The organism is Loigolactobacillus zhaoyuanensis, from assembly GCF_003946385.1.
GTDB lineage: Bacteria > Bacillota > Bacilli > Lactobacillales > Lactobacillaceae > Loigolactobacillus > Loigolactobacillus zhaoyuanensis.
Map to the genome: position 1 here is coordinate 17,540 of NZ_RHOE01000004.1, position 23,008 is coordinate 40,547.

Sequence of the window (23,008 nt, forward strand, 5' to 3'; positions counted from 1 at the left end):
GACGTGGCGAGTTGACCTTTGTACAATTACAAGTGAAAAGTGCGTATAGTTTACTTGAAAGCTCGTTGACGATCGCTGAACTAGTGAAAAACGCAAAAGCACGTGGTTATCAGGCTTTAGCACTGACCGATTTTCAATCATTATCGGCCAGTATTGACTTTTATACTGCCTGTCAAGCGGCGGGTTTACAACCAATTTTGGGCTTGACGATCGCGCCGGCCGGTTTATTTACGTCGGAGCAGCCAGCGCCACTATTAGTCTATGCTTTAAATCAAGTAGGCTATCAAGCTTTACTGAAATTATCGACGCGGGTAATGACCAGCGACACACAATTGACCTTAAAAGAATTACAGCCCTATTTAGGTGATTTAGTTGTAGTGACACCGGCTTATGCTGCTGAACTACCAGAGCTGGCAATAACTGACCGACAACAAGCACAACACTATATCCAACAATTGCAAGCATTAAAACCTGCACAGCTGCGACTAGGAATCAGTTTACAACCAGAGGGACAAGCCTATGTTGCTATGTTAAAACAATTAAGTGAAACCAGCGGGGTACCTTTGATCGCGCTGGAGGATGTCTGTTACTTAGATCCGCAAGATGCGTTTAGTGTCACCGTGCTACAGCATATTAAGGCCGGCACAACACTGGATACAGCAGTCACACAAGAATCAGGAACACATTATTTAATGCCCGCTGCGGAAGTTGCTGAACGTTACCGGGCCAATGGCTTAGCAGCTGCTGTAACCGCAACTGAGCAGTTAGCAGCAGCCAGTCAGCTTGAAATTAAATTGCATAATTCTTTGTTACCTAAGTTTCCTGTACCGACTATCCAGTCCAGTCATGCTTATTTGCGCGAAGTTGCGGAGCAAGGCCTAGCACAGCGGTTCAATGCTGGTCAAGTGCCGCCTGCCTATCAAAAACGGCTAGATTATGAATTAAATATAATCGAAAAAATGGGTTTTGAAGACTATTTTCTAATTATTTGGGATGTCATGCAGTATGCACATCGAGTGAATATTTTAACTGGTCCGGGGCGGGGTTCCGCTGCTGGTGCGTTAGTGGCTTATGCTTTAGCCATTACGGAGGTTGATCCGCTGCAGTATGATCTGTTGTTTGAGCGTTTTTTAAATCCAGAACGGCATAATATGCCTGATATTGACTTAGATATTCCTGATAACAAGCGTGAACAGCTGTTGCAGTACGTTCATGAAAAATATGGTCAGCAGCATATGGCGCAGATCATTACCTTCGGCACGTTAGCAGCAAAACAAGCCTTGCGCGATGTTGGTCGCGTACTAGGATTGACCCAGTTTGAAATGGCAGATTGGTCTAAAGCCATTCCTGCTGTACTGCATATTAATTTGGAAACCGCCTATAAGCAATCGTTACGTTTGCGTAATCTGGTCAGCGATAGTCCACGTAATCAATTGCTATTTGCCACTGCGCAAAAAATTGAAGGTTTACCACGTCATTATTCGACTCATGCTGCCGGGATCGTACTGAGTGATCAAGACTTAACCGATTATCTACCGCTACAAACTGGTAGTGAAGGCATTTTGTTGACCCAGTTACCGATGGGCAATGTTGAAGCACTGGGCTTGTTGAAGATGGATTTCTTAGGGTTGCGTAATTTAAGTATTTTAGCCAATACATTGAATTTAATTAAGTTGCAGACGGGTAAGGCTTTACCGATCGCCCAAGTGCCACTAGATGACGCTGCGACGTTAGCACTATTTCAACGTGGGGACACGGATGGTGTTTTCCAATTTGAATCAGCAGGGATCAAAAATGTTTTGCGCGAGTTGCAACCAACTGGCTTTGAAGATATCGTCGCAGTCAATGCACTTTATCGACCAGGACCAATGGCAAATATTCCAACTTTTATCAAGCGCAAGCATGAACAAAAGGAACCACACTATCCTGATCAACGGGTAGCCACCATTTTAGCGCCAACTTATGGTGTGCTTGTCTATCAGGAACAAGTCATGCAAGTAGCGGCAGTAATGGGTGGTTTTAGCTTAGGTGAAGCCGATAGTCTGCGCCGGGCGATGAGTAAGAAGAAAAAGTCGGTGATCGATGCAAAACGAGACGAATTTTTAACTGGGGCACTTGCGCGCGGCTATAAGCGCGAAGTCGCAACACAAATGTATGATTATATTGAAAGCTTTGCCGATTATGGTTTTAATCGTTCCCACGCGGTGGCTTACAGCATGGTGGCATTCCAATTAGCCTATCTCAAAGCCCATTATCCAGCAGCCTTTTTTGCGGCACTATTAAATTCAGTGATCGGTAATCCAACCAAAACAAAAAGCTATTTAGCTGAAGCTAAGAAGCGCCATTTAACAATTCTGGCCCCAGACGTTAATCAAAGTCAGTTGACCTATACAGTTCAACGACCGAATAAGATTTTATTTGGTTTAATGTGTATCAAGGGATTACGCCGGCAATTTGTGACTGCGTTATTGGCTGAACGGCGTGCTAATGGACGATTTGTTTCATTGGAGCAATTTTTGCAACGATTGGCTAGCCTAGATGATAAATGGCTGACCATGAATTATTTGGCGCCCTTGATCTATAGCAATGCATTTCATGAATTTAACGATAACCGTGGGGCCTTACTGAAACGAGTACCGCAACTAGTTGCGAATACAGCTTTTAGTGGTCAAAATGAATTATTAGCTGAAGAACTAGCCCTGAAAGAAGAAGCCGTGCCTGATTTAACGTTAGCGGATAAACTAGACCAAGAAGAAAAGTATTTAGGTGCTTATTTATCAGGCCATCCAGTTGAGAAATACGCTAATTTGCAGTGGCTGAAACCAACAGTTGCAATCAGTGAGCTGGTAGCTGGTAAACGGCAAGCGGTATTGCTGTTTGTCAAACGGATCAAAGTGATTCGGACAAAACGCGGCGAGCAAATGGCTTTTTTGACGGCTAATGACCCAACTGATGAACTTGACGTCACTGTTTTTCCGCGGTTATACCGGCAAATTAGTCCGTGGCTGGAAAAGGGCCAAGTGATTTATGTTGCTGGTAAGGCGGATGAGCAGCGTGGCGAGCTACAATTGATTGCTGAACAGATTCAGACGGCCGCCGATTTAGAACAACAACTACCACAAGAAATGTTATTTCTACGCTTAAACGATGAGCAAACTGAGGCAGTGCAAACTTTGCTCCAACAGAATAAGGGAAACACGCCAGTTTTACTTTTTTATCCAACAACGAAACGTAAAATATTATTGCGCCAACCATATTGGATCGACTTAGCTAGTGAGGTCGTTGATCAGTTAGCAGTGGTTCTAGGAGATGCTAATGTGGTGGTGAAAGCGCAGACTTTACCTGCGCCATGACTGAAAACGATTTAAAGTTAATTTGTGATGAAAAATTCAAAGATAAAGCAGACATATTTTCAGAAAAGTGGTATGATATTGTCTGGGTTTGAGTGCAGGTGCTTGTACTTTAACAACTAATCAAAATGCCTGAGGTGAAGAAATGAAACGCATTGGGATTTTAACCAGTGGTGGCGATGCGCCGGGTATGAACGCGGCAATTCGTGCAGTCACTCGGAAAGCAATCCACGAAGGACTAGAAGTATACGGAATTAATTACGGCTATGCTGGCTTAGTTGCCGGGGATATCTTCAAGATGGACGAATCCTCAGTTGGTGACAAGATTCAGCGTGGTGGGACTTTCTTGTATTCTGCTAGATATCCAGAATTTGCTCAAGTTGAGGGACAGTTAAAGGGTATTGAACAATTAAACAAGTTCGGTATTGAAGCTTTAGTCGTTATCGGTGGCGATGGCTCTTATCATGGTGCCTTACGCTTAACGGAACATGGCTATAATGCTATCGGTTTACCAGGAACAATTGATAATGATATTCCTTACACGGATTTCACAATTGGTTTTGATACGGCCGTTAACACCGTTTTGGAATCAGTCGATCGTATTCGCGATACTGCCACTAGTCATGAACGGACTTTCGTAATCGAAGTCATGGGTCGTGGCGCTGGTGATATTGCGCTTTGGTCTGGTGTTGCCGGTGGTGCTGAGGCAGTTATCATTCCAGAAAAAACTTTCGATATGCAAGCTATTGCGGATAAGATCCGCGCTGGTCGTAATCGTGGGAAGAAACACAGCTTGATTATTTTAGCAGAAGGCGTTATGCACGCTGATGAATTTGCTGAAGAATTAGGTAAATTTGGTGATTTCCATACCCGTGTAACCGTACTAGGTCATGTACAGCGTGGCGGTTCACCAACTGCTCGTGATCGCGTAATGGCTTCACAAATGGGTGCTTATGCAGTTGACCTCTTATTGCAAGGTAAGGGCGGCTTAGCAGTTGGAATTGAAAATAACAAGATCGTATCACACGATATTCTTGATTTATTTGATTCTAAGCATCATGCTGAATTATCGTTGTTTGATTTAAACAATAATATTTCATACTAAGTTAGTTTTAAAAGTGTGTCGATAAGACACAACTAATCTAAGATAAAAATGACATTAAAGTCTTTTTATAAAAAATTCCAAGGGAGAGATTCTACCTATGAAGAAAACCAAGATCGTAAGTACACTTGGTCCTGCTAGTTCCGATAAAGAAACAATCAAGAAATTGATCGAAGCTGGTGCTAACGTATTCCGTTTCAATTTCTCACATGGTGACCATGCAGAACATGAAGATCGGATGCAACAAGCACGTGATGCAGTCAAAGAAACTGGTAAAATGATCGGCTTTATGTTAGATACTAAAGGTGCTGAAATCCGCACTACAGTTGAAAAACCTGGCAAGATCGAATTCAAAACCGGCGATGTAACACGTATTTCAATGGATGATTCCATTGAAGGGACTAAAGAAAAGATTGCGGTTACTTATCCAGGTTTGTTTGATGATGTTCACGTTGGCGGCCACGTTTTATTTGATGATGGTTTGATCGACATGAAGGTTACCGAAAAAGATGACGCCAACAAAGAACTGATCGTTGAAGTTGAAAACGACGGCTTACTTGGCTCCCGTAAAGGTGTTAACGCACCTGGTGTTTCAATCAACTTACCAGGTATCACTGAAAAAGATGCTTCTGATATTCGTTTTGGTTTAGACCATGATATTGACTACATCGCTGCTAGCTTTGTTCGTAAAGCACAAGATGTTTTAGATATTCGCGAATTATTAGAAGAGAAGCATATGGAACATGTTCAAATCTTCCCTAAAATCGAATCACAAGAGGGTATCGACAACATCAGCGAAATCTTAAAGGTTTCTGATGGTTTGATGGTTGCTCGTGGCGACATGGGCGTCGAGATTCCTGTTGAAAATGTACCGATCATCCAAAAACGTTTGATCAAGATGTGCAACGTTTTGGGCAAACCAGTTATTACAGCAACACAGATGTTAGATTCTATGCAAGAAAACCCACGCCCTACTCGTGCTGAAGCTACTGACGTTGCCAATGCTATCTTTGATGGTACTGATGCAACAATGCTTTCAGGCGAAAGTGCCAACGGTAAATACCCTGTAGAATCAGTTGCTACAATGGCTAAAATTGCAGTTCGTGCTGAAAAATCAATGATCGATCAAGATTCATTTGCTTTAAAAGAATTCAGCAAAACTGATGTTACAGAAGCAATTGGTCAATCCGTTGCCCATACTGCTCGTAACTTAGGCATCCGTACAATCGTTGCTGCAACGGAATCTGGCTTTACTGCCCGGATGATCTCCAAGTATCGTCCTAAGTCTGATATCTTGGCAATTACTTTTGACGAACGCACTCGCCGTGGCTTAGCCGTTAACTGGGGTGTTCAACCAATCGTAACTGACAAGCCATCATCAACTGATGACATGTTTAACTTGGCTTCACAAAAAGCACAAGACCTTGGCTTCGCTAAAGAAGGCGACTTGATCTTGATCACTGCTGGTGTGCCAGTTGGCGAACGTGGTACAACTAACGTTATGAAGATCCAATTGATTGGTTCTAAATTAGTTGAAGGCCAAGGCGTTGGCGATCAAACCGTTATCGGTAAGACAGTTATCGCTACTTCAGCTGCTGAAGCTAACCAAAAGGCTGTCGAAGGTGGTATCTTAGTTGTTAAAACAACTGATAAAGACTACTTACCAGCCATTGAAAAATCAAGTGCTTTGATCGTTGAAGCTGGCGGATTAACAAGTCATGCTGCAGTTGTTGGTATTGCAATGGGTATTCCAGTTGTTGTCGGCGCTACAGACGCAACTTCATTGATTGCTGATGACGAAGTTATTACTGTTGATTCACGTCGTGGTATCATTTATCGTGGTGCTTCTAACGCAATGTAATTTTTGAATTAAAGCTGTCGTGTTTTACACGACGGCTTTTTTTTGTGCTATCATTAATCAATGAACAGTTAAAGTGGCAATCTTGATAGATAACACATAGACGTTATTATTTACTAAAGTTAGTTTTAAAATACTTATGGTGAATCGTTCAACACCAATAAATCACATTTGGGGAGGACATATGGAAAGCTGGCTATTCTTAGCGATTATTTTAGTTGTCGCTTTTTTGGGTAAAAACCAATCATTAGTGATCGCTGCTGCGGTTGTTTTAGCGCTAAAACTAATACCAAATACGCAAAAACTATTAACAACCATCCAAGCTAAAGGGATCAATTGGGGCGTGACCGTGATTTCCGTTGCTATTTTAGTACCGATCGCTACTGGGCAAATTGGCTTTAAAGATCTATTTAATGCTTTTAAGTCGCCAGTAGGATTTATAGCGGTCGCTTGTGGTGTTTTAGTAGCAGTTCTATCCAGTAAGGGTGTTGGGCTATTATCCCAAAGTCCGGAAATTACGGTGGCCCTTGTTTTTGGTACGATCATGGGCGTAGTTCTATTTAAAGGAATTGCCGCCGGTCCTGTAATTGCTTCAGGCATGACTTTTGTGATCATCCAAGTGATGCAGTCTTTATCACTGATCAAATAAATCTAATGAAATTAAACAGCATTGAGCTGAACTCGAGATAGGAGATATTATGGCGACAAATCAAGCTATTGGTAAAAAAATCTCGGTGACCGTTACCGACGAAAATCAGGATTATTATTTTGGACAACACGAAGGTTTTACATACCGCGTGGCCAAATCGGAATTTGATAAGATACACCATGCAACAGATGCAATCACCGGTTTTGCTTATGAAAACGAGGATCACGAGCTACAAATCACGACTAAAATTCCTTATGTGCAGATCGGCCGTTTTGATTTTGCTCCTGTCGTTGCGGTACGCCACGATCTAGGTGTTTTTATTGATATTGGGTTACCTGACAAGGATGTGGTACTTTCTTTAGACGAATTACCAACGATCAAACAATTATGGCCAGCACGCGGTGATTATTTATTGATCAGCCTAAAAGTTGATAATAAAGGCCGTTTGTGGGCTGATTTAGCTGATGATGAACGCTTCCAGCAAATGGGTAAAAAAGCGGCGCCAGAATTAAATAATACCAATGTGCTAGGCACTATTTATCGATTAAAGATGGTGGGTAGCTATGTTTACACGTCAGAACATTATTTAGGTTTTATTCATCCCAGCGAACGTGATGCTGAACCACGATTGGGCCAACAAGTTAAAGCACGTGTGATCGGCGTTCGGCCAGACGGTGTCTTAAATCTTTCTTTACGACCACGAGCTTATGAAGCAATCGGTGACGATGCACAAATGATTTTGGCCGTACTACAACACCAACCTGCTGGCAGAATACCTTATACCGATAAAAGTAATCCAGAAGATATTAAACAATATTTCGGGATCAGCAAAGGCCAATTTAAGCGTGCTTTAGGTCACTTAATGAAGGCTGGTGTGGTCAAACAAGAAGCCGGAGAAACGATTTTGGTGGCACAAGACGAACAATAATTATGTCGGACGCTAAGCTACTATTTTTGGTTAAATAGCAATCGGAATAGTTTTATGAGGTACTCTAGTAAGCGTAAAAGCGGAGGGATCAAGATGGTAGATCAGGCGTACGTTAAAAAAATTAAAGCGCAGTTGCATCAAGCCGGCTTTAAACTAACACCGCAGCGAGAAGCCACTGTAGTGTCATTGCTGCAAAATGAGACCGGGCACTTGAGCGCAGAAGAAGTTTACTTACTAGTCAAGGAATCAACGCCTGATATTGGTCTAGCAACCGTTTATCGGACCTTAGAAATTCTGACTGAACTAAATATCGTTAACAAAGTGAGTTTCAACGATGGCTTGATACGATATGATTTACGTCGGGAAGGCGCTCAGCACCATTTTCATCATCATTTGCAGTGCATGCAATGTGGTAAAATTCAGGAGATACATGAAGATTTATTACACGATGTTGAGCGACTAGTTGAACAGCAGTATCACTTTGAAGTTCAAGATCATAAATTGACTTTTCAGGGTTTATGCGCTGATTGTCAACGTCATAATCGTGAGGTCAAGGCAGCTGCGGCTCAAGAAAAGAAAGAATAGAGAGTTGGAACTAGATTGGACGCAATGACCAATCAGCTTGCTGATTTTAAACGTTATTTGCTAGTCGAAAAGGGTTTATCACAAAATACCGTGAGCAGTTATACCCGTGATTTAACCAAATTTACGTCGTATTTAGATCAACAAAAAATGATGGATTTTAATCAGGACCGTTTCGTGATCCTTGATTTTTTAACGACTTTAAAAGTTAAAAAAATGGCTAATAATAGTGTGATTCGAATGGTTTCTAGTTTACGTAAATTTTATCGCTACCTTTTGGAAACTGATCAGATCACCATTGATCCGATGCAACAAGTTGATTCGCCTAAAAAAGAGCAACATTTACCACAAGTGCTTTCGCAAGCCGAGGTTACCCGCTTATTGGCAGCGCCAGATACGACCACTGCTATCGGAATACGTGATCGTGCTATTTTAGAAGTGCTCTACGCAACTGGCTTACGGGTCAGCGAATTAACGCATTTAAAAATGGCAGAACTACATTTGAGTCTTGGCTTGATCCAAACGCTCGGCAAGGGTGATAAGGAGCGGTTAATTCCAATCGGTGATGTTGCAATCGAGTGGATCAAGCGTTATCTGGAAATGAGTCGGTCAACTTTCTTGAAGCCTGGGCAAAGTGAGCCGATTTTATTTTTAAATCACTATGGTCGACCGTTTACCCGGCAAGGTATCTGGAAAAATCTTAAGAAAATGGTCCAAACAGCTGGGATAAATAAGGATATTACGCCACATACTTTGCGGCATTCGTTTGCAACCCATCTTTTGGAAAATGGTGCCGATCTACGTGTGGTACAAGAATTATTAGGCCATGCAGATATTTCGACGACCCAAATCTACACACATGTTAGCCAAAAACACCTGCGCGAAGTTTATAATCGCTATCATCCACGGGCTTAAATCATCTGGTATAAATGAATGAAATATCGGTTAAATAAGTACTGTTTTATCAAATTCATTAATAACAACTGGTTAATATGAGAGTGGCATTGTGACGCAAATATTGTTATGATAGGATAGCTATGGTTATAAATGAACGGTAAGGACTGGGAGGTCTAGCATGTTATTAAAGTATAAAATGGACTACGAGAAGATCGCAATGGGTCTTCTTTCCTTTATTCCTGATCTGAATGATGTTAGCCACCTAAACGCTGAGATTGAATGGTATCAAACCGAATCAGGTCGGCAATTATTTTTATGGAAGAATGCAACTGGTGATATTGTTGGGGTAGTTGGCGTTGAACAAAATAAAGATTACTTAATTGTCCGGCACTTATCATTGAGTCCATCTGATCGTGATGAAGGTAATAGTTTTACAATTTTAGATGAATTGGCCCGTTTATATCCGGAAGACAAATTAATGGGTACGATCGCGACATCACCCTTAATTGGTAAATGGGAACAACGACATAAAAAGGATGAGCTTAGTGGCCTTAACGGTTAAATTACCCGAATTTGAGGGACCTTTAGATTTGTTGCTGCATTTAATCAAAGTTTCAGAAATGAATATTGATGATATTCCGATCGTGGCGATCACGTCACAGTACATGGATTATCTGCATTCTATGCAGCAGATCAAATTAGAAATTGCTGGCGATTATTTTGTGATGGCGGCAACTTTAATGCGGATTAAAAGTCAGTGGTTACTACCGCAGCCGGAGGTACCATTACTTGAAGATGTGGCAGAAGCTAGTGAGGATCCCCGGGATGAGCTAGTTGCTCAGTTATTGACTTATCAAGCCTATAAAGAAGCGGCGACAGATTTACAAACGCGCGAACAGACACGAAAGGCTCATTTCAGTAAGGCACCTAGCTTATTGGCGGGTGCTGAGCCGCTACCAATGCCAGAGCAGCCGTTAGATATTGCGGCGCTGACAACGGCGTTTAATGCATTGTTACGCCGTCAGCTGCCAGCTCAGCCAGCATTGATGCGCAATGTTCAACGTGAAACGATAACAGTGGCGGAAAAGGTGACCCAAATCACGCAGGCGCTAAAACTTAGTGCAAAGCACCAATTAACCTTCACGCACTTACTTTCCGCGGTTCCGTCGACTGAAGAAACTGTGACCACTTTTATGGCTGTTTTAGAATTAATGAAAAATAAACAAATCGCTTGTTTTCAAGCACAAACGTTAGCACCGATCACGGTTGCCTTGAAAGAGGAAATTGCATGAATATCATGGCAGAGTTAGAAAGTTTATTATACGTTGCTGGTGATGAAGGCATTAGTCTGGATGAATTAAATCATTTGCTAACGACTTCTAGAGCAGCTAGTAAACGTGCACTAGAGACGTTTGCTCAGCAATTGCGTGCTGATAAGCAACGGGGCTTAGTCTTATTCCAGTTTGGTGAACGATATAAGCTAGTAACAAAAAAAGCTTATGCGGCGTTGATCAAACGGTATTTTGAGACCCCTTTAACTACGAATTTAAGCCAAGCATCACTGGAAACATTGGCAATTATTGCTTATAAGCAGCCAATCACCCGAATTGCAATTGATGAAATTCGCGGTGTCCAAAGCGGTGGTGCATTGCAGCGGTTAATGATGCGCCAGTTAATTGAAGAGCAGGGCCGAAAAAATGCCCCTGGCCGACCAATTCTTTATGGCACTAGTGCTTTTTTTATGGATTATTTCGGTTTAAAATCATTGGCGGAACTACCAGCGTTAACAACGCCACAAATTGAGCCAACAACAGAAACTAACCAGGATCTATTTGCCCAATTTGAAGCACAATTAAAAGATAAGGAAGAAAATCATTAATGGAAAGACTACAAAAAGTGATTGCAGCTGCAGGTATTGCGTCACGGCGTAAGGCAGAACAGCTGATCAGTACGGGCCATGTTCAGGTCAATGGTGAAGTTGTTACAACGATGGGAATTCAAGTTGAGCCACACGATCACGTTGAGGTAGATGGTGTACCTTTGGCGACCGAACAAAAGCGTTATTTTTTACTATATAAACCACGGCGCGTGATTTCATCAGTTCATGATGAAAAAGGTCGTAAAACTGTAGTTGATTTCTTTCCCAAAATCAATGAACGTATCTATCCAATTGGACGTTTAGATTATAATACGTCTGGTTTGATCATCTTGACTAACGATGGTGAGCTAGCTAATTTGCTGACCCATCCTAGTTATCGAATTGAAAAGCAATATGCGGCTAAAGTTGAAGGCATTCCAACGACGGACGCTTTAAAGCAATTACGAACTGGGGTTAAGCTGGCAACGAAAAAAACGGCGCCGGCGAAAGTTAAGCTGTTATCTAGTGATCGGGCTAAGAAAACGGCGCTAGTTAGTTTGACGATCCATGAAGGGATGAACCACGAAGTTCGCGATATGCTTAATGCAGTTGGTTATCCAGTGAATAAGCTTAGCCGTGAACGTTATGCGTTCCTAACGACAGAAAGCATGACTGCCGGCGATTCACGACCATTGCAGCCACAAGAGGTTGCTGCACTAAAAAAATTAGCTCGGACTGGTAAAATACGTTAACCAGTACCAAACTAAAATAGGTGTAGCAATAATTTTACAGCATAAACAAGTAGCACAATAGTTATGTGCGGGGCGCTTACGAGTGCGCCGCTTTTTTATTTATCAACCGAAAATGGTTTGGACTGGCGCTTAATTGCACCAGTTGGACAGTCACGATAGGCTTGTTTAAATGCGGTAAGTTGTTCAGTAGGGATCGGCGTTGTTCCTTGATTGTGGTCTAAGCGATAATAAGCGATTCCGACTGCGTCATAATCAAATAATTCTGGGGCACGCAGTTGGCACAAACCGCACGCAATGCATTGTTCAGGTTGAACACGACTATACATGAAAAAATCTCCTTCAGGTGAAAAATATGGACGATCAATTATATTTACTTTATTTGTTTGATCAAAATCAGTGGCGGCGTCCGTTAGCAATTCAAGCATTACTCAAGGGTAAGCGTACTGTTTCTAATCTTTACGCCGGACTTGACTATGATCTATTACCATTATACCAACTATTACCCCATCTGGTGACTGCTAAATTTCAGCAAGCTTTGACGCAGTTACTTGCAGCCGGGCTATTGGTTCAGCAAGAGCGCACGATCCGGCTGACGGCTGCGGGGGTAGCAGTCAAGGAAAAATATCGCAACAAGATTTTTTTGCCGACTTACTATTCTGGTTTTGAATTTCATTACAGCCATGAATTTAGTGATCGTTTATTTTTAGCGACGCAGGTCGTTTCTGAATTGCAGGCGCATAACCGTCGTTACTTTCCGTTGAATGTTAGCTTTGTCACGCAGCAGCGGGTCAAGCAATGGCTTCAACAGCAGGATATTAGTTTAATTGCTGAGCGTTTACAACACGAATGGGAATTACTATTAGCTGCTTTGCCAGTCGCACAGGCAGATTATTATAGTCAGTTCTTGCTAGGTCATCAGGTCGAGCGAGCTACAACGGCACAGGCGGATCAATTAGCTGGCTGGACCGCTTTGACTGGTGAATTAGTCCGTCAAGATATTAGTCACCACTTGCTGCACTTGATCACCACACAAGCGGCACGGTTTCCGTTAATGGCAACACTGTGGCAACCGTTAGCCAGTGGTTTGTTAAGTAAAAGTGCGGCGCAAACAATGTCCCTGTTGCAACAGGGACTATCGTTATCGATGATCAGTCGGCGCCGGCAGGTCAAGCTGAATACGCTAAAGGAACATTTATTAGAAGCCGCGATTTTATTGCCTGATTTTTCATTCAACACCTATTTATCGGCACCAGCGCGACAAATATTAACAGAAAAATTTGCGGAGCAACCGTTAGCGCAATGGCGTTATGAACAATTAGCTACGACCAAGCTTAGTTTTTTTGAGTTTCGTTTATATCAAATTGAGCGGAGGAAAGCTGATGATTAGCGTAGAAAAAATTAAGCAAGTGCTACAGGCGCGTTTTGGCTATACGGCATTTAAGCCAGGTCAAGCTGAGGTGATCCAGGCAGTTTTATCCGGTCAGGATACATTTGCTATTTTGCCCACTGGTACCGGTAAATCATTGTGCTATCAGTTGCCTGGCTATTTATTAGCTGGACAGATCATCGTGATATCGCCGTTACTTTCATTAATGCAGGATCAAGTGGCACAGTTACATTATCTTGGTGAAAAGAGTGTATTAGCACTGAACTCTGCGCTTGATCCAGTAACCCGGCGGTATGGTTTGGCTCATCTAGAACAATATAAGTTCGTTTTTTTATCACCAGAAATGGCCAATCAGCCCCAGATTCGGCAAAAGTTGCAGCAGAGTCAGATCGATCTATTAGTCATCGACGAAGCCCATTGTATTTCACAATGGGGCGTCGATTTTCGGCCAGATTATTTGGCTTTAAAATCATTGCGCACGACGATCCAACCACGCGCGACGTTGGCATTAACTGCCACAGCAACTAAACGGGTACAAGCCGATATTCTAGCTAAATTAGGCTTAACGGCAACCGACACCAAGCAGATCATTCATTCTGTCGATCGGCGTAATATTTATTTAGCGACCGAAGCAGTAGCTGATGAAACCGAAAAGGATCAGCAATTGATCGCTTTATGTCAGCAATTAAAACGACCAGGGATAATTTATTTTTCTAGTCGCCAAAAAGCGGAAGAAATCACGGTATTGCTGCAGCAAAAAGTGACGCAGCGGGTGGCCTTTTATCATGGTGCGATGACAAGTCAGGACCGTTTTGCGGTGCAGCAGCAATTTATGCATGGTAAATTGGAAATTATTTGTGCGACTAATGCTTTTGGGATGGGAATCAATAAAGCTGATGTACGCTTTGTTATCCACTACCATCTACCTAGTAGCTTAGAAAGTTATTTACAAGAGATCGGTCGGGCTGGGCGGGACGGTCAGCAAAGCATCGCTATTTTGCTATATACAGCACGTGATTTTCAACTACAAGCTAATTTAGTGACCAACACGCTACCGGAGGCCGCTTTGATCAAGCAATATTTTGCTCATCCACAACGTTTCGCTGCTGCAGCTATTCCCGAAATTGATTTATTGAAATTTTATCGGCAACATGGTCAGGATGCGGCTGCAATTCAGCAATTATTTGCTAAGCGGCGGGATGAAAAAATGTTGGCGTTGCGCAGTATGTTAGCTTTTGTCCAAACGCCAGGTTGTAAACGCCAATTTATTCTCGACTATTTTACTGACCCAACGACGGTCATTCATGATCCAACCTGCTGTGATGCCACACAGTCAACAAATCTTGCTGAATTAGACTTACAGCGTGATCCAACCGCTGTAGTTGCAGCTGACCAGCAGCAAAATTGGCAAGAACGATTAGCTGCAATTTTTACGACATCGCCCCAGCTTTAAACGAAATTTAAAGAATTTTAAATAAGATTATGTTACAATATTTGCTGAAGGTTTGGCAGAAAGTCTATCGCTAATTGCTCACATGCTAGTTACTCACTGGCTTATTTTTCTGCTAAACATGAATGCTTGGTGAGCGAGAAGGAGCATCGATGAGTAAACGAGATCAGAAATCAACTGAGGATAAACCTTGGGATACCAAATTTACGGACGACCGGGATGATAAGGGTAATTTATCGCGGTCGGCAACACACCGCAAAGATAAAAGTAATGCCTTATTTGTCACCATTTTAACGATTGCGTTACTTGTTTTAGCAGCTTTGCCGGTTGGTGCCTGGACGATTTGGCAGAATCAAATGAATCGACCAGTGGCAACCGAAAGCGTGGCTTCCAGCAGTCGTTCTAAGCAATCAGTGGCGGCTAAGCAGAAAACGACCAAGAAACAATCGTCTAAAGCGTCTACCGATCAGTCAAGTAGCACTAGTGTACAATCTAGTAGTGCTGTGGCTGCCAGTTCAAGTAGTGCTGCTAGTGAGTCTAGTAGTGACGCCAGCTCAGCAAGTAGCTCAAGTTCTGCAGCTGCTAGCTACGTTACAGTCGGCTCGGGACAAGGTATTTATCGAATTGCGGCTAATAATGGATTGTCCGTTTCAGAATTATTACAGTTAAATGGACTTTCTAATAGCAGTACAATTAAACCAGGGCAGCAATTACGGGTTAAATAATAAAATTAGGTAATGGCGAGATCGCGGCGCAGGTCACGATCTCGATTTTTTGGATAGGGAGTTTTAGAATGACAGTAGGTTTACAAATTGCAATTGATGGGCCAGCATCGGCAGGCAAGAGTACAGTGGCTAAGCTGGTGGCTAAGCAGTTACATTATACATATTGTGATACAGGCGCCATGTACCGCGCATTAACCTTAGCAGCTATGCAAGCTAAGGTTGATCTACATGATGAAGCTGCCGTGTTAGCTATTTTAGCTAAAATTACGATCAGCTTTAAGCCTGGGGAACCGCAGCAGGTTTTTGTGAACACTCAAGAGGTGACTCAAGAGGTGACGCAAGCAATTCGTCAACCAGATGTAACAAATAATGTTTCTACGATTGCAGCGTTGGCTGGTGTTCGCCGGCAATTGGTACAGCATCAACAAATGATTGCTAAGGCAGGCGCGATCGTTATGGACGGTCGTGATATCGGAACAGCGGTTTTACCCCAAGCTGCGGTTAAAATTTTCTTGGTGGCCAGTGTTGCTGAACGCGCGCAACGCCGTTATGCTGAAAATATTGGTAAGGGGATCAACACGCCATTAGCGGTTTTACAAGAAGAAATTGAAGTGCGCGACAAAAAAGATTCGACGCGCGCAATTTCTCCATTGACTCAGGCGAAAGACGCTGTACTAGTTGATACGACAGCGCTATCAATCGAACAAGTTGTCGCTAGAATCATCGCGATCACGGTAGAAAAACAGAAAGATCATAAATAATAACAGCTTTTTGTGGCAATTTAAGCCATTTTACTATAAAATAGATAATGTAGTTTCAAGCTGTTAAGGAGGATTTTGGCATGAGTGAAGATAATAAAAACCAAGTTGAAAATAAAAGTGTCATGGCGGACGCATTAAACAGTGTCCACGATGTAAAAGTCGGTGACATTGTGAAGGGTGAGATCTTGGCGATCGACGATGATAAACAATTGATCGTTGGGATCCAAGGTACTGGTGTTGAAGGGGTAGTTCCGGTTAAAGAATTAGCTAGCCAACCAGTTGCTGATATTGAAGAGGTTGCTAAGGTCGGGGATGTACTTGATCTAGTTGTCATTTCTACGATCGGCAAAGATAAAGAAAATGGCAGTTACTTACTTTCAAAACGTCGCCTGGAAGCGCGCAAAGTTTGGTCTGAAATTCAGGACAAATTCAATGCTGGCGAAAACATCACTGCACCAGTTACCGAAGTTGTTAAGGGTGGCTTGGTCGTAGATGCTGGCGTGCGTGGCTTTATCCCAGCATCAATGATTGAAGATCATTTTGTTGATGACTTAAATGCTTATAAAGGCAAAGAGTTAGCATTAAAGATCATTGAAATCGAACCAAGCGAAAACCGTTTGATCTTATCACACCGTGCGATCGTTGAAGCTGAAAAAGCGGGTCAACGTGAACAAGTATTAGCAACGCTTAAAGCTGGCGATACAGTTGAAGGCACAGTTGCTCGTTTAACTTCATTCGGTGCTTTTGTTGATCTTGGTGGTATTGATGGTTTGGTCCATGTTTCTGAGATCTCATTTGACCGTGTTGAAAAACCAGCTGACGTTTTAAAGGTTGGTCAAAAAGTAACGGTCAAAGTCTTGTCAGTTGACGCTGAACGCGAACGGATCTCATTGTCGATTAAAGCGACTCTACCAGAACCTTGGACTGATATCGAAGAAAAAGCTCCAGCTGGTAGCGTATTAGACGGTAAAGTTAAACGTCTAACTACTTTTGGCGCTTTCGTCGAAGTCTTCCCTGGTGTAGAAGGTTTGGTTCATATTTCACAAATCTCACACGAACATATTGCTACACCTAATGATGTTCTTGCTGAGGGTGAAGATGTTAAGGTCAAAGTACTTGAAGTTAATCCAGATGCACATCGTTTGGCATTATCGATCAAAGCTTTGACACCAAAGCCAGCTGGTGAAGAGAGTCATGCAGCACCTAAAGCTAAAACAAATGATTATCAAGATAATAATACTAGTTATCAAGATACCGATGATGGTGGCTTCACACTAGGTGATTTGATTGGTAATGAGTTAAAACGCAGTACTGAAGACAATCAAAAATAACTTGATCTCAAATGATGGTCGAAAGGGATTGGCATTGACCAATCTCTTTTTATTTGCACCAATACTTGTTGTTTGAGTGAGATTTTGTAAGCCGGTGAGCTTGTCGGTCTACAATTTAGAGGTTATTTATGCTATGATCAAGTGATTGCAATCAATTTAAAAATAATCAATAAAATTTTGAGAAAGTAGGCGAAAAAATGGCGAAACCAGTAGTTGCCATTGTTGGGCGGCCGAATGTGGGTAAATCAACTGTATTTAACCGTATTGCTGGCCAGCGTGTTTCCATCGTTGACGATGCGCCTGGCGTAACGCGCGATCGCATCTATACTTCCGCTGAATGGTTAGGTCATGAATTTAATTTGATCGACACTGGGGGAATCGACATTGTCGATCAACCGTTTGTTGAGCAAATCAAAGAACAAGCAGAAATTGCGATCGAAGAAGCTGATGTGATCGTGTTTGTTACTAGTATTCGTGAAGGTGTGACGGATGCTGATGAAAATGTGGCACGGATTCTTTACCGTTCAGATAAGCCAGTTGTATTGGCAGTTAACAAAGTTGATAACCAGGAAATTCGACAGGATATTTATGATTTTTATGCGTTAGGGTTTGATGAACCTTTAGGTATTTCTGGTGTCCACGGGATCGGTGTCGGTGATTTGCTTGATGCGATTATTAAACATTTCCCAACTGATATTGAACCTGAAGATGAAAGTCGAATTCGGTTTAGTTTGATTGGCCGCCCCAACGTGGGAAAATCTTCATTAGTAAACGCAATTTTAGGTGAAAATCGAGTAATCGTTTCTGATCTTGCTGGTACAACGCGTGATGCAATTGATACGCGTTTTGAAGCTGCTGATGGAACTGAATTCAATATGATCGATACTGCTGGCTTACGTAAGCGCGGTAAAGCGTATGAAAATGCTGAAAAATATAGTGTTTTGCGTGCGATGTCAGCAATCGATCGTTCAGATGTTGTTTTAGTGATTTTAAACGCTGAAGAAGGTATCCGGGAACAGGATAAAAAAATTGCTGGTTATGCCCATGAAGCAGGTCGTGGTATCATCATTGTCGTTAATAAGTGGGATACCTTGACCAAAGATAATCATTCACTAAATAACTTTGAACAAGCAATTCGGGCTAACTTTGCTTATTTAGACTATGCACCAATCGTGTTCGTTTCGGCCAAAACTAAGCAACGACTGAGTCAATTGCCTGGAATGATCGAAAAAGTGAGCGAAAATCAAAATCGGCGTATTACTTCGTCAACGCTAAACGATGTGCTATTGGATGCAATTGCAACTAATCCAACCCCGTCATCTAATGGTAAACGATTACGAATTTACTATGCGACGCAAGTAGCGGTTAAGCCACCGACATTTATTGTTTTCGTTAATGATCCAGATTTAATGCATTTTTCTTACGAGCGTTTCTTAGAAAATCAATTACGAAATGCCTTTGAATTTTCCGGTACACCCATTCATATTATTGTTCGCCGTCGGAAGTAGTCTAAAGCTTGATTTAACACTAAAGACACCGATTTATGAATAGTTTTCTCATTTTAGGCGGTTTTTACGAAAAAAGCGCTTAAAAATATGAAAAAACCTTGCTATCACGGCGTTCCTATGATATCTTTGATTCAGAAATGATGACGTTGTTCATTATTTCAGAACTGCTTATTGCAGTACTCATTTTATATTAGACAGATGTCTAATTGTTGCTCAGGAGGTGACATTCACTATGGCAAACAAAGCTGAATTAATCGAAAACGTCGCTAGCCAAACTGGTTTGACTAAAAAAGATGCAACCGCTGCTGTTGATGCTGTTTTTGGTTCGATCCAAGACACATTAGCAAAAGGCGAAAAGGTTCAATTGATTGGTTTTGGTAACTTTGAAGTTCGTGACCGTGCTGCTCGTAAGGGTCGTAACCCACAAACTGGTGCTGAAATTGAAATTCCAGCCAGCAAAGTACCTGCATTCAAACCTGGTAAAGCATTAAAAGATGCAGTTAAATAAGGTATGTTGAGCTAGCAATTTCGGTTGCTAGTTTTTATATCAATCGAAAGGCTCAATCCACTATTGGATTGAGCCTTTTTTAATACAAATTAAAAAGTGCTCAGGGCTGATATACATCGACACTTAAGTTATAGCTAACATGGAATAGTATATTTGACAGGCTAACTTCTTAAATTCTTCATGATTTAGCGTTAAGTTAACTTTAAAATTGAAAATCAATGTGGCTTAAGTTATTTATAGATCCAGACTTGCTAGCAAAAAGTGGTGTTGATACATCGTCGATTGTGAGAAGAAAAGGGGTTAGTAATGTTTAAGGAAGACTTATTAGATAAGCAGGATCGCATTATGGTGTCATTGTTGGAACAACTTTACTTGGCCGACGGTGCGGTTAGTAAGCAAGCACTTAGCCAGCAACTGTCGATCTCAGTATCTTCATTAAATCGTTATGTTAACCAATTAGTATTAGAATTACAGGCGTCAATTACTGCTGGTTTAGTTAAGTTGGAGTTAACGCCTAATCAGTTACAGTTAAGTTTAGACGGTCAGGTGACGCTAAATAAGCTTTATTTAGATGACGTTTTCCACAATTCAATTGATTGTCAAATTTTATTATTAATGTACCGTAAGGGTAAAATAAATCTACATGAATTGATTTTGAAGTTAGCGATTAGTGAAGCTTCTTTGTATCGACACATTCAACATATCAATCGCGTGCTACGCGAGTTTAAAATAACGATCCGCCATGGTCAATTAGTAGGTCCAGAGTTACAGATTCGTTATTTTTATTATCAGTTGTTTACTAAAGTGTTACCGCTAGAAATTCAACCAAATATCTTACATAATCAATATATTGAACACTTGGAAAGTTATTTTGCTTATCAATTTAATACTGTGGCTAACCAGCGAATCAAATTGTGGATCACGATCTCGCAGCAGCGACAATTAACGATCAATCAGTTTGACCAACAATTACCATCAGCAATCAACGAGCTTAGTCGCGATAATATTTTATTTGAACGAATCAATGACTATTATCTACAACTATTTGCGCGGACACCGAATGCATCTGTTGATTTTGAAACTAAAGCTTTGTTTGCTATGTTGCTGAGTACGAGTGTTTTTAATAGTTATGCGACTGTAGTCCAAAAATTTGCGGATATTTATCAGCATAATCAAACTGAATTAAGTCAGTTGCTGGCAGCTTTTAATCAAGTTATTCGCCGGGAATTGTTGCTTCAGCCAGAGCAATGGCCGTTTAATTTTTCTAAATTATTGTTTGATGCTTTAGTGAAACCTTATTTATTTAATGGTGAGCTAACGACCTTTAATCCACCGGCTGCGGCCTATTATCGGCAATTTTATTTCACAACTGAGTTACAGACGCTGGTAGCTAAAGTATTGGCCAAATTAAAACAAAGTGCTTGTCCACAGTTACGTTTGCTTGTTGCAACTAACAGTGCTTATTTTCAGCATTGCTTGCTATTGATACTTAATGAGTTTCAAGGTCAACAACAACGGGAAATTACGATTGGATTGGCCACTGATTTCACCGATATTTTTGAACGTTTATTGATCAGTAAATTGCAACGGCAACTACATGATCAGTGGTTGATCAACATTACAATGTATCAACCAGGGCATGATTATGATTTAGTGATAACCAACCAGACTTTACCCATAATTGCCGCTGGGCAGCAAGTGTACCAACTAACTCAATTGGGTACTAAACGAGATATTCATAATATAGAAGAAATAATAAATTACATTGGGTATAAATAGGCGATATAAAAATTACGCAATCAATAGTTTTAACCAGTGATAACACTAATTATAGTGATTTATCACTATTTTTTTATTTATATTAGGAATTAATACTATCAATTTTGATATAAAAAATATCAAAATTGATTAGCTAATTTATTGACAACGGTTACAATTAATTTGTTGAAAAATGTGAGGAAAGTAGGTGGACTTATGCGGACTAGGATGTGGCGCCGCTGGCTGAATTTATTTGCACTTGTCAGTTTGTTAGTGGGAATTGTAGGTAGTTCAGTACAAGCGGCGACCACAGCAGCACGACCGGAATTGATCTTAAGCGGTGCCAGTGATTTAAAAGTTGGCACAAGTAGTGAACTAAGCTTGACTGTCGCTAATGTTCCAGCTGAGACGCAGGTGGCGATAACATTACCTGCAGGGCTAGAAACAGACGTAACGGCGCTTAATCAGCTTAATAATGCGAATAGTGACCAGTTTAGCGCACAGCTTGACGCAACAAATTTATTGATCACCACGTATGACGCAATACCGCTTAAGTTGGCGATTCCCATAACGGCAGTCACGGCAGGCAGTTATCAATTACAGGCACGTGCAGGAACACTGCAGTCTAAGCTCCAAGTAATAGCGACTACAGAATCTTCTGGATCAGCAGCAACTAGTGAAACTGAAGATAGCAGTAGCTCTGTTGTCGTGGATCAACCCTCAACCTCAACCCAAAGTACCCCAGATTTAAGTTCAAGTCTTGAGTCAGCTACAGCAGCTCGAGCAAGCACTGCAATTTCTTTAAAGGCGGATCAATCTAATGGTACTAGTGACTTCCAAACCAGTTTTTATTATGGTGGTGATTTTACGCTTTCTGGTACTGTTAAGGATGGACTGACCGAAAAACTGACCTTTGTTCTCGTGGCAGTGAGTGTTAGCGGTAATGGACCAGCGCTTAAAGACAGAACACTGGGAACTGTTAATGTAACTGCTGAAGTAAGCCAAAACTGGAAGTATGTCGTTCCCGATAGTTATTTGCCGGACTATAGTGATAGTATGGTTGGAACTGTTTATAAGTTTAGGCTTGAAGCGCGCAGGTCGACTAATACGGATAGCGGTAATGCTAGTTTTAATTTAGCCTACATCAAAGGTATGATCGGTATCACCGCACCGAGTTTGATCAATTTTGGTGAGGATCTCAATGTGAAGGAAACCAGTGCAATAACGTATATGGGTAAAATACCGACGGGTGATAAATCATTGGCGGTGGAAGATACCCGTGTTTTTCCGTCTGGTGTGAAGATCAACGGATGGCAATTAACCGCTACTTTGACTAAACAAATGACTGGTGAAACGACAGGCACGGTTTTAACGGACAGTTTACATTATCTAAATAATGGGGCTGACAGTACGCTGTCTAGCGCTGCCGTGACCGTTGCCAGCTTGGCTACGGCAACTCCGGGTAAAACAACCAATATTTCTAGTAAATGGGATACAAAAACAGGCTTAGCCTTTAAGCCTAAGCCGGGACAACCCAAAGTTGAAAAATATGCTGGTACGGTGACTTGGACTTTACAAGAAACATTACCGAATAAATGAAAGGA

General features: G+C 41.6%; 21 protein-coding genes. 20 read left to right on the top strand and 1 reads right to left on the bottom strand.

The annotated features are described in order from the left end of the window. Positions 1-11 precede the first annotated feature (11 nt). The 11 genes from dnaE to EKM76_RS01525 all read left to right on the top strand — a co-directional run bounded on the left by dnaE (position 12) and on the right by EKM76_RS01525 (position 11,976). Positions 12-3,353 carry a DNA polymerase III subunit alpha gene (dnaE, locus tag EKM76_RS01475; protein WP_125548902.1) on the top strand — a complete coding sequence of 1,114 codons (3,342 nt, stop codon included), beginning with the start codon at positions 12-14 and terminating at the stop codon, positions 3,351-3,353. Positions 3,354-3,495: 142 nt separating this feature from the next. Next, complete coding sequence (gene pfkA, locus EKM76_RS01480) at positions 3,496-4,455, top strand: 6-phosphofructokinase (protein WP_125548903.1); 960 nt, start codon at positions 3,496-3,498, stop codon at positions 4,453-4,455. 97 nt (positions 4,456-4,552) lie between these two features. Beyond that, positions 4,553-6,313, top strand: a complete 1,761-nt coding sequence (gene pyk, locus EKM76_RS01485) for a pyruvate kinase (protein ID WP_125548904.1) — start codon at positions 4,553-4,555, stop codon at positions 6,311-6,313. A 181-nt stretch (positions 6,314-6,494) separates the two neighbouring features. Next, complete coding sequence (locus EKM76_RS01490; RefSeq protein ID WP_125548905.1) at positions 6,495-6,959, top strand: DUF441 domain-containing protein; 465 nt, start codon at positions 6,495-6,497, stop codon at positions 6,957-6,959. A 49-nt stretch (positions 6,960-7,008) separates the two neighbouring features. After that, a complete protein-coding gene (locus EKM76_RS01495) occupies positions 7,009-7,887 on the top strand; it encodes a CvfB family protein (RefSeq protein ID WP_125548906.1) in 879 nt (292 codons plus the stop codon). Positions 7,888-7,980: 93 nt separating this feature from the next. Continuing rightward, positions 7,981-8,472: a ferric iron uptake transcriptional regulator gene (gene fur / locus EKM76_RS01500; RefSeq protein WP_125548907.1), complete on the top strand. Its 492-nt coding sequence runs from the start codon at positions 7,981-7,983 to the stop codon at positions 8,470-8,472. A 24-nt stretch (positions 8,473-8,496) separates the two neighbouring features. Beyond that, a complete protein-coding gene (gene xerD, locus EKM76_RS01505) occupies positions 8,497-9,384 on the top strand; it encodes a site-specific tyrosine recombinase XerD (RefSeq protein WP_125548957.1) in 888 nt (295 codons plus the stop codon). 160 nt (positions 9,385-9,544) lie between these two features. Continuing rightward, a complete protein-coding gene (locus tag EKM76_RS01510) occupies positions 9,545-9,928 on the top strand; it encodes an N-acetyltransferase (protein WP_125548908.1) in 384 nt (127 codons plus the stop codon). Continuing rightward, a complete protein-coding gene (locus EKM76_RS01515; protein ID WP_191986887.1) occupies positions 9,903-10,658 on the top strand; it encodes a segregation and condensation protein A in 756 nt (251 codons plus the stop codon). Before EKM76_RS01510 ends, EKM76_RS01515 begins: the two co-directional genes overlap by 26 nt. A gap of 2 nt (positions 10,659-10,660) precedes the next feature. After that, the gene (scpB, locus tag EKM76_RS01520; RefSeq protein WP_191986893.1) at positions 10,661-11,245 is read left to right on the top strand and encodes an SMC-Scp complex subunit ScpB; all 585 of its coding nucleotides are present in this window, start codon (positions 10,661-10,663) and stop codon (positions 11,243-11,245) included. Next, the gene (locus EKM76_RS01525; RefSeq protein WP_125548911.1) at positions 11,245-11,976 is read left to right on the top strand and encodes a pseudouridine synthase; all 732 of its coding nucleotides are present in this window, start codon (positions 11,245-11,247) and stop codon (positions 11,974-11,976) included. Before scpB ends, EKM76_RS01525 begins: the two co-directional genes overlap by 1 nt. Positions 11,977-12,071: 95 nt before the next feature. Here EKM76_RS01525 and EKM76_RS01530 read toward each other — a convergent pair whose 3' ends face one another. Then, complete coding sequence (locus EKM76_RS01530) at positions 12,072-12,302, bottom strand: ferredoxin (protein WP_125548912.1); 231 nt, start codon at positions 12,300-12,302, stop codon at positions 12,072-12,074. Positions 12,303-12,328: 26 nt separating this feature from the next. Here EKM76_RS01530 and EKM76_RS01535 point away from each other — a divergent pair, with 26 nt between their 5' ends. The 9 genes from EKM76_RS01535 (at position 12,329) to EKM76_RS01575 (ending at position 23,003) form a co-directional block, all read left to right on the top strand. Beyond that, complete coding sequence (locus EKM76_RS01535; protein ID WP_125548913.1) at positions 12,329-13,363, top strand: helix-turn-helix domain-containing protein; 1,035 nt, start codon at positions 12,329-12,331, stop codon at positions 13,361-13,363. After that, positions 13,356-14,816 carry a RecQ family ATP-dependent DNA helicase gene (locus EKM76_RS01540; protein WP_125548914.1) on the top strand — a complete coding sequence of 487 codons (1,461 nt, stop codon included), beginning with the start codon at positions 13,356-13,358 and terminating at the stop codon, positions 14,814-14,816. Before EKM76_RS01535 ends, EKM76_RS01540 begins: the two co-directional genes overlap by 8 nt. Before the next feature lie 149 nt (positions 14,817-14,965). Then, the gene (locus EKM76_RS01545) at positions 14,966-15,538 is read left to right on the top strand and encodes an SAG1386/EF1546 family surface-associated protein (protein ID WP_125548915.1); all 573 of its coding nucleotides are present in this window, start codon (positions 14,966-14,968) and stop codon (positions 15,536-15,538) included. Between the two features lie 68 nt (positions 15,539-15,606). Further along, a complete protein-coding gene (cmk, locus tag EKM76_RS01550; protein ID WP_125548916.1) occupies positions 15,607-16,299 on the top strand; it encodes a (d)CMP kinase in 693 nt (230 codons plus the stop codon). Between the two features lie 80 nt (positions 16,300-16,379). Next, positions 16,380-17,630 carry a 30S ribosomal protein S1 gene (gene rpsA, locus EKM76_RS01555; protein ID WP_125548917.1) on the top strand — a complete coding sequence of 417 codons (1,251 nt, stop codon included), beginning with the start codon at positions 16,380-16,382 and terminating at the stop codon, positions 17,628-17,630. A 197-nt stretch (positions 17,631-17,827) separates the two neighbouring features. Beyond that, on the top strand, positions 17,828-19,138 hold the full coding sequence (gene der / locus EKM76_RS01560) for a ribosome biogenesis GTPase Der (RefSeq protein WP_125548918.1): 1,311 nt from the start codon (positions 17,828-17,830) through the stop codon (positions 19,136-19,138). Positions 19,139-19,358: 220 nt separating this feature from the next. Further along, on the top strand, positions 19,359-19,646 hold the full coding sequence (locus EKM76_RS01565; protein WP_223877021.1) for an HU family DNA-binding protein: 288 nt from the start codon (positions 19,359-19,361) through the stop codon (positions 19,644-19,646). 306 nt (positions 19,647-19,952) lie between these two features. Continuing rightward, on the top strand, positions 19,953-21,425 hold the full coding sequence (locus tag EKM76_RS01570) for a helix-turn-helix domain-containing protein (protein WP_125548919.1): 1,473 nt from the start codon (positions 19,953-19,955) through the stop codon (positions 21,423-21,425). Between the two features lie 195 nt (positions 21,426-21,620). Beyond that, positions 21,621-23,003: a cell surface protein gene (locus tag EKM76_RS01575; protein ID WP_225417850.1), complete on the top strand. Its 1,383-nt coding sequence runs from the start codon at positions 21,621-21,623 to the stop codon at positions 23,001-23,003. The last annotated feature ends 5 nt before the right edge of the window (positions 23,004-23,008 follow it).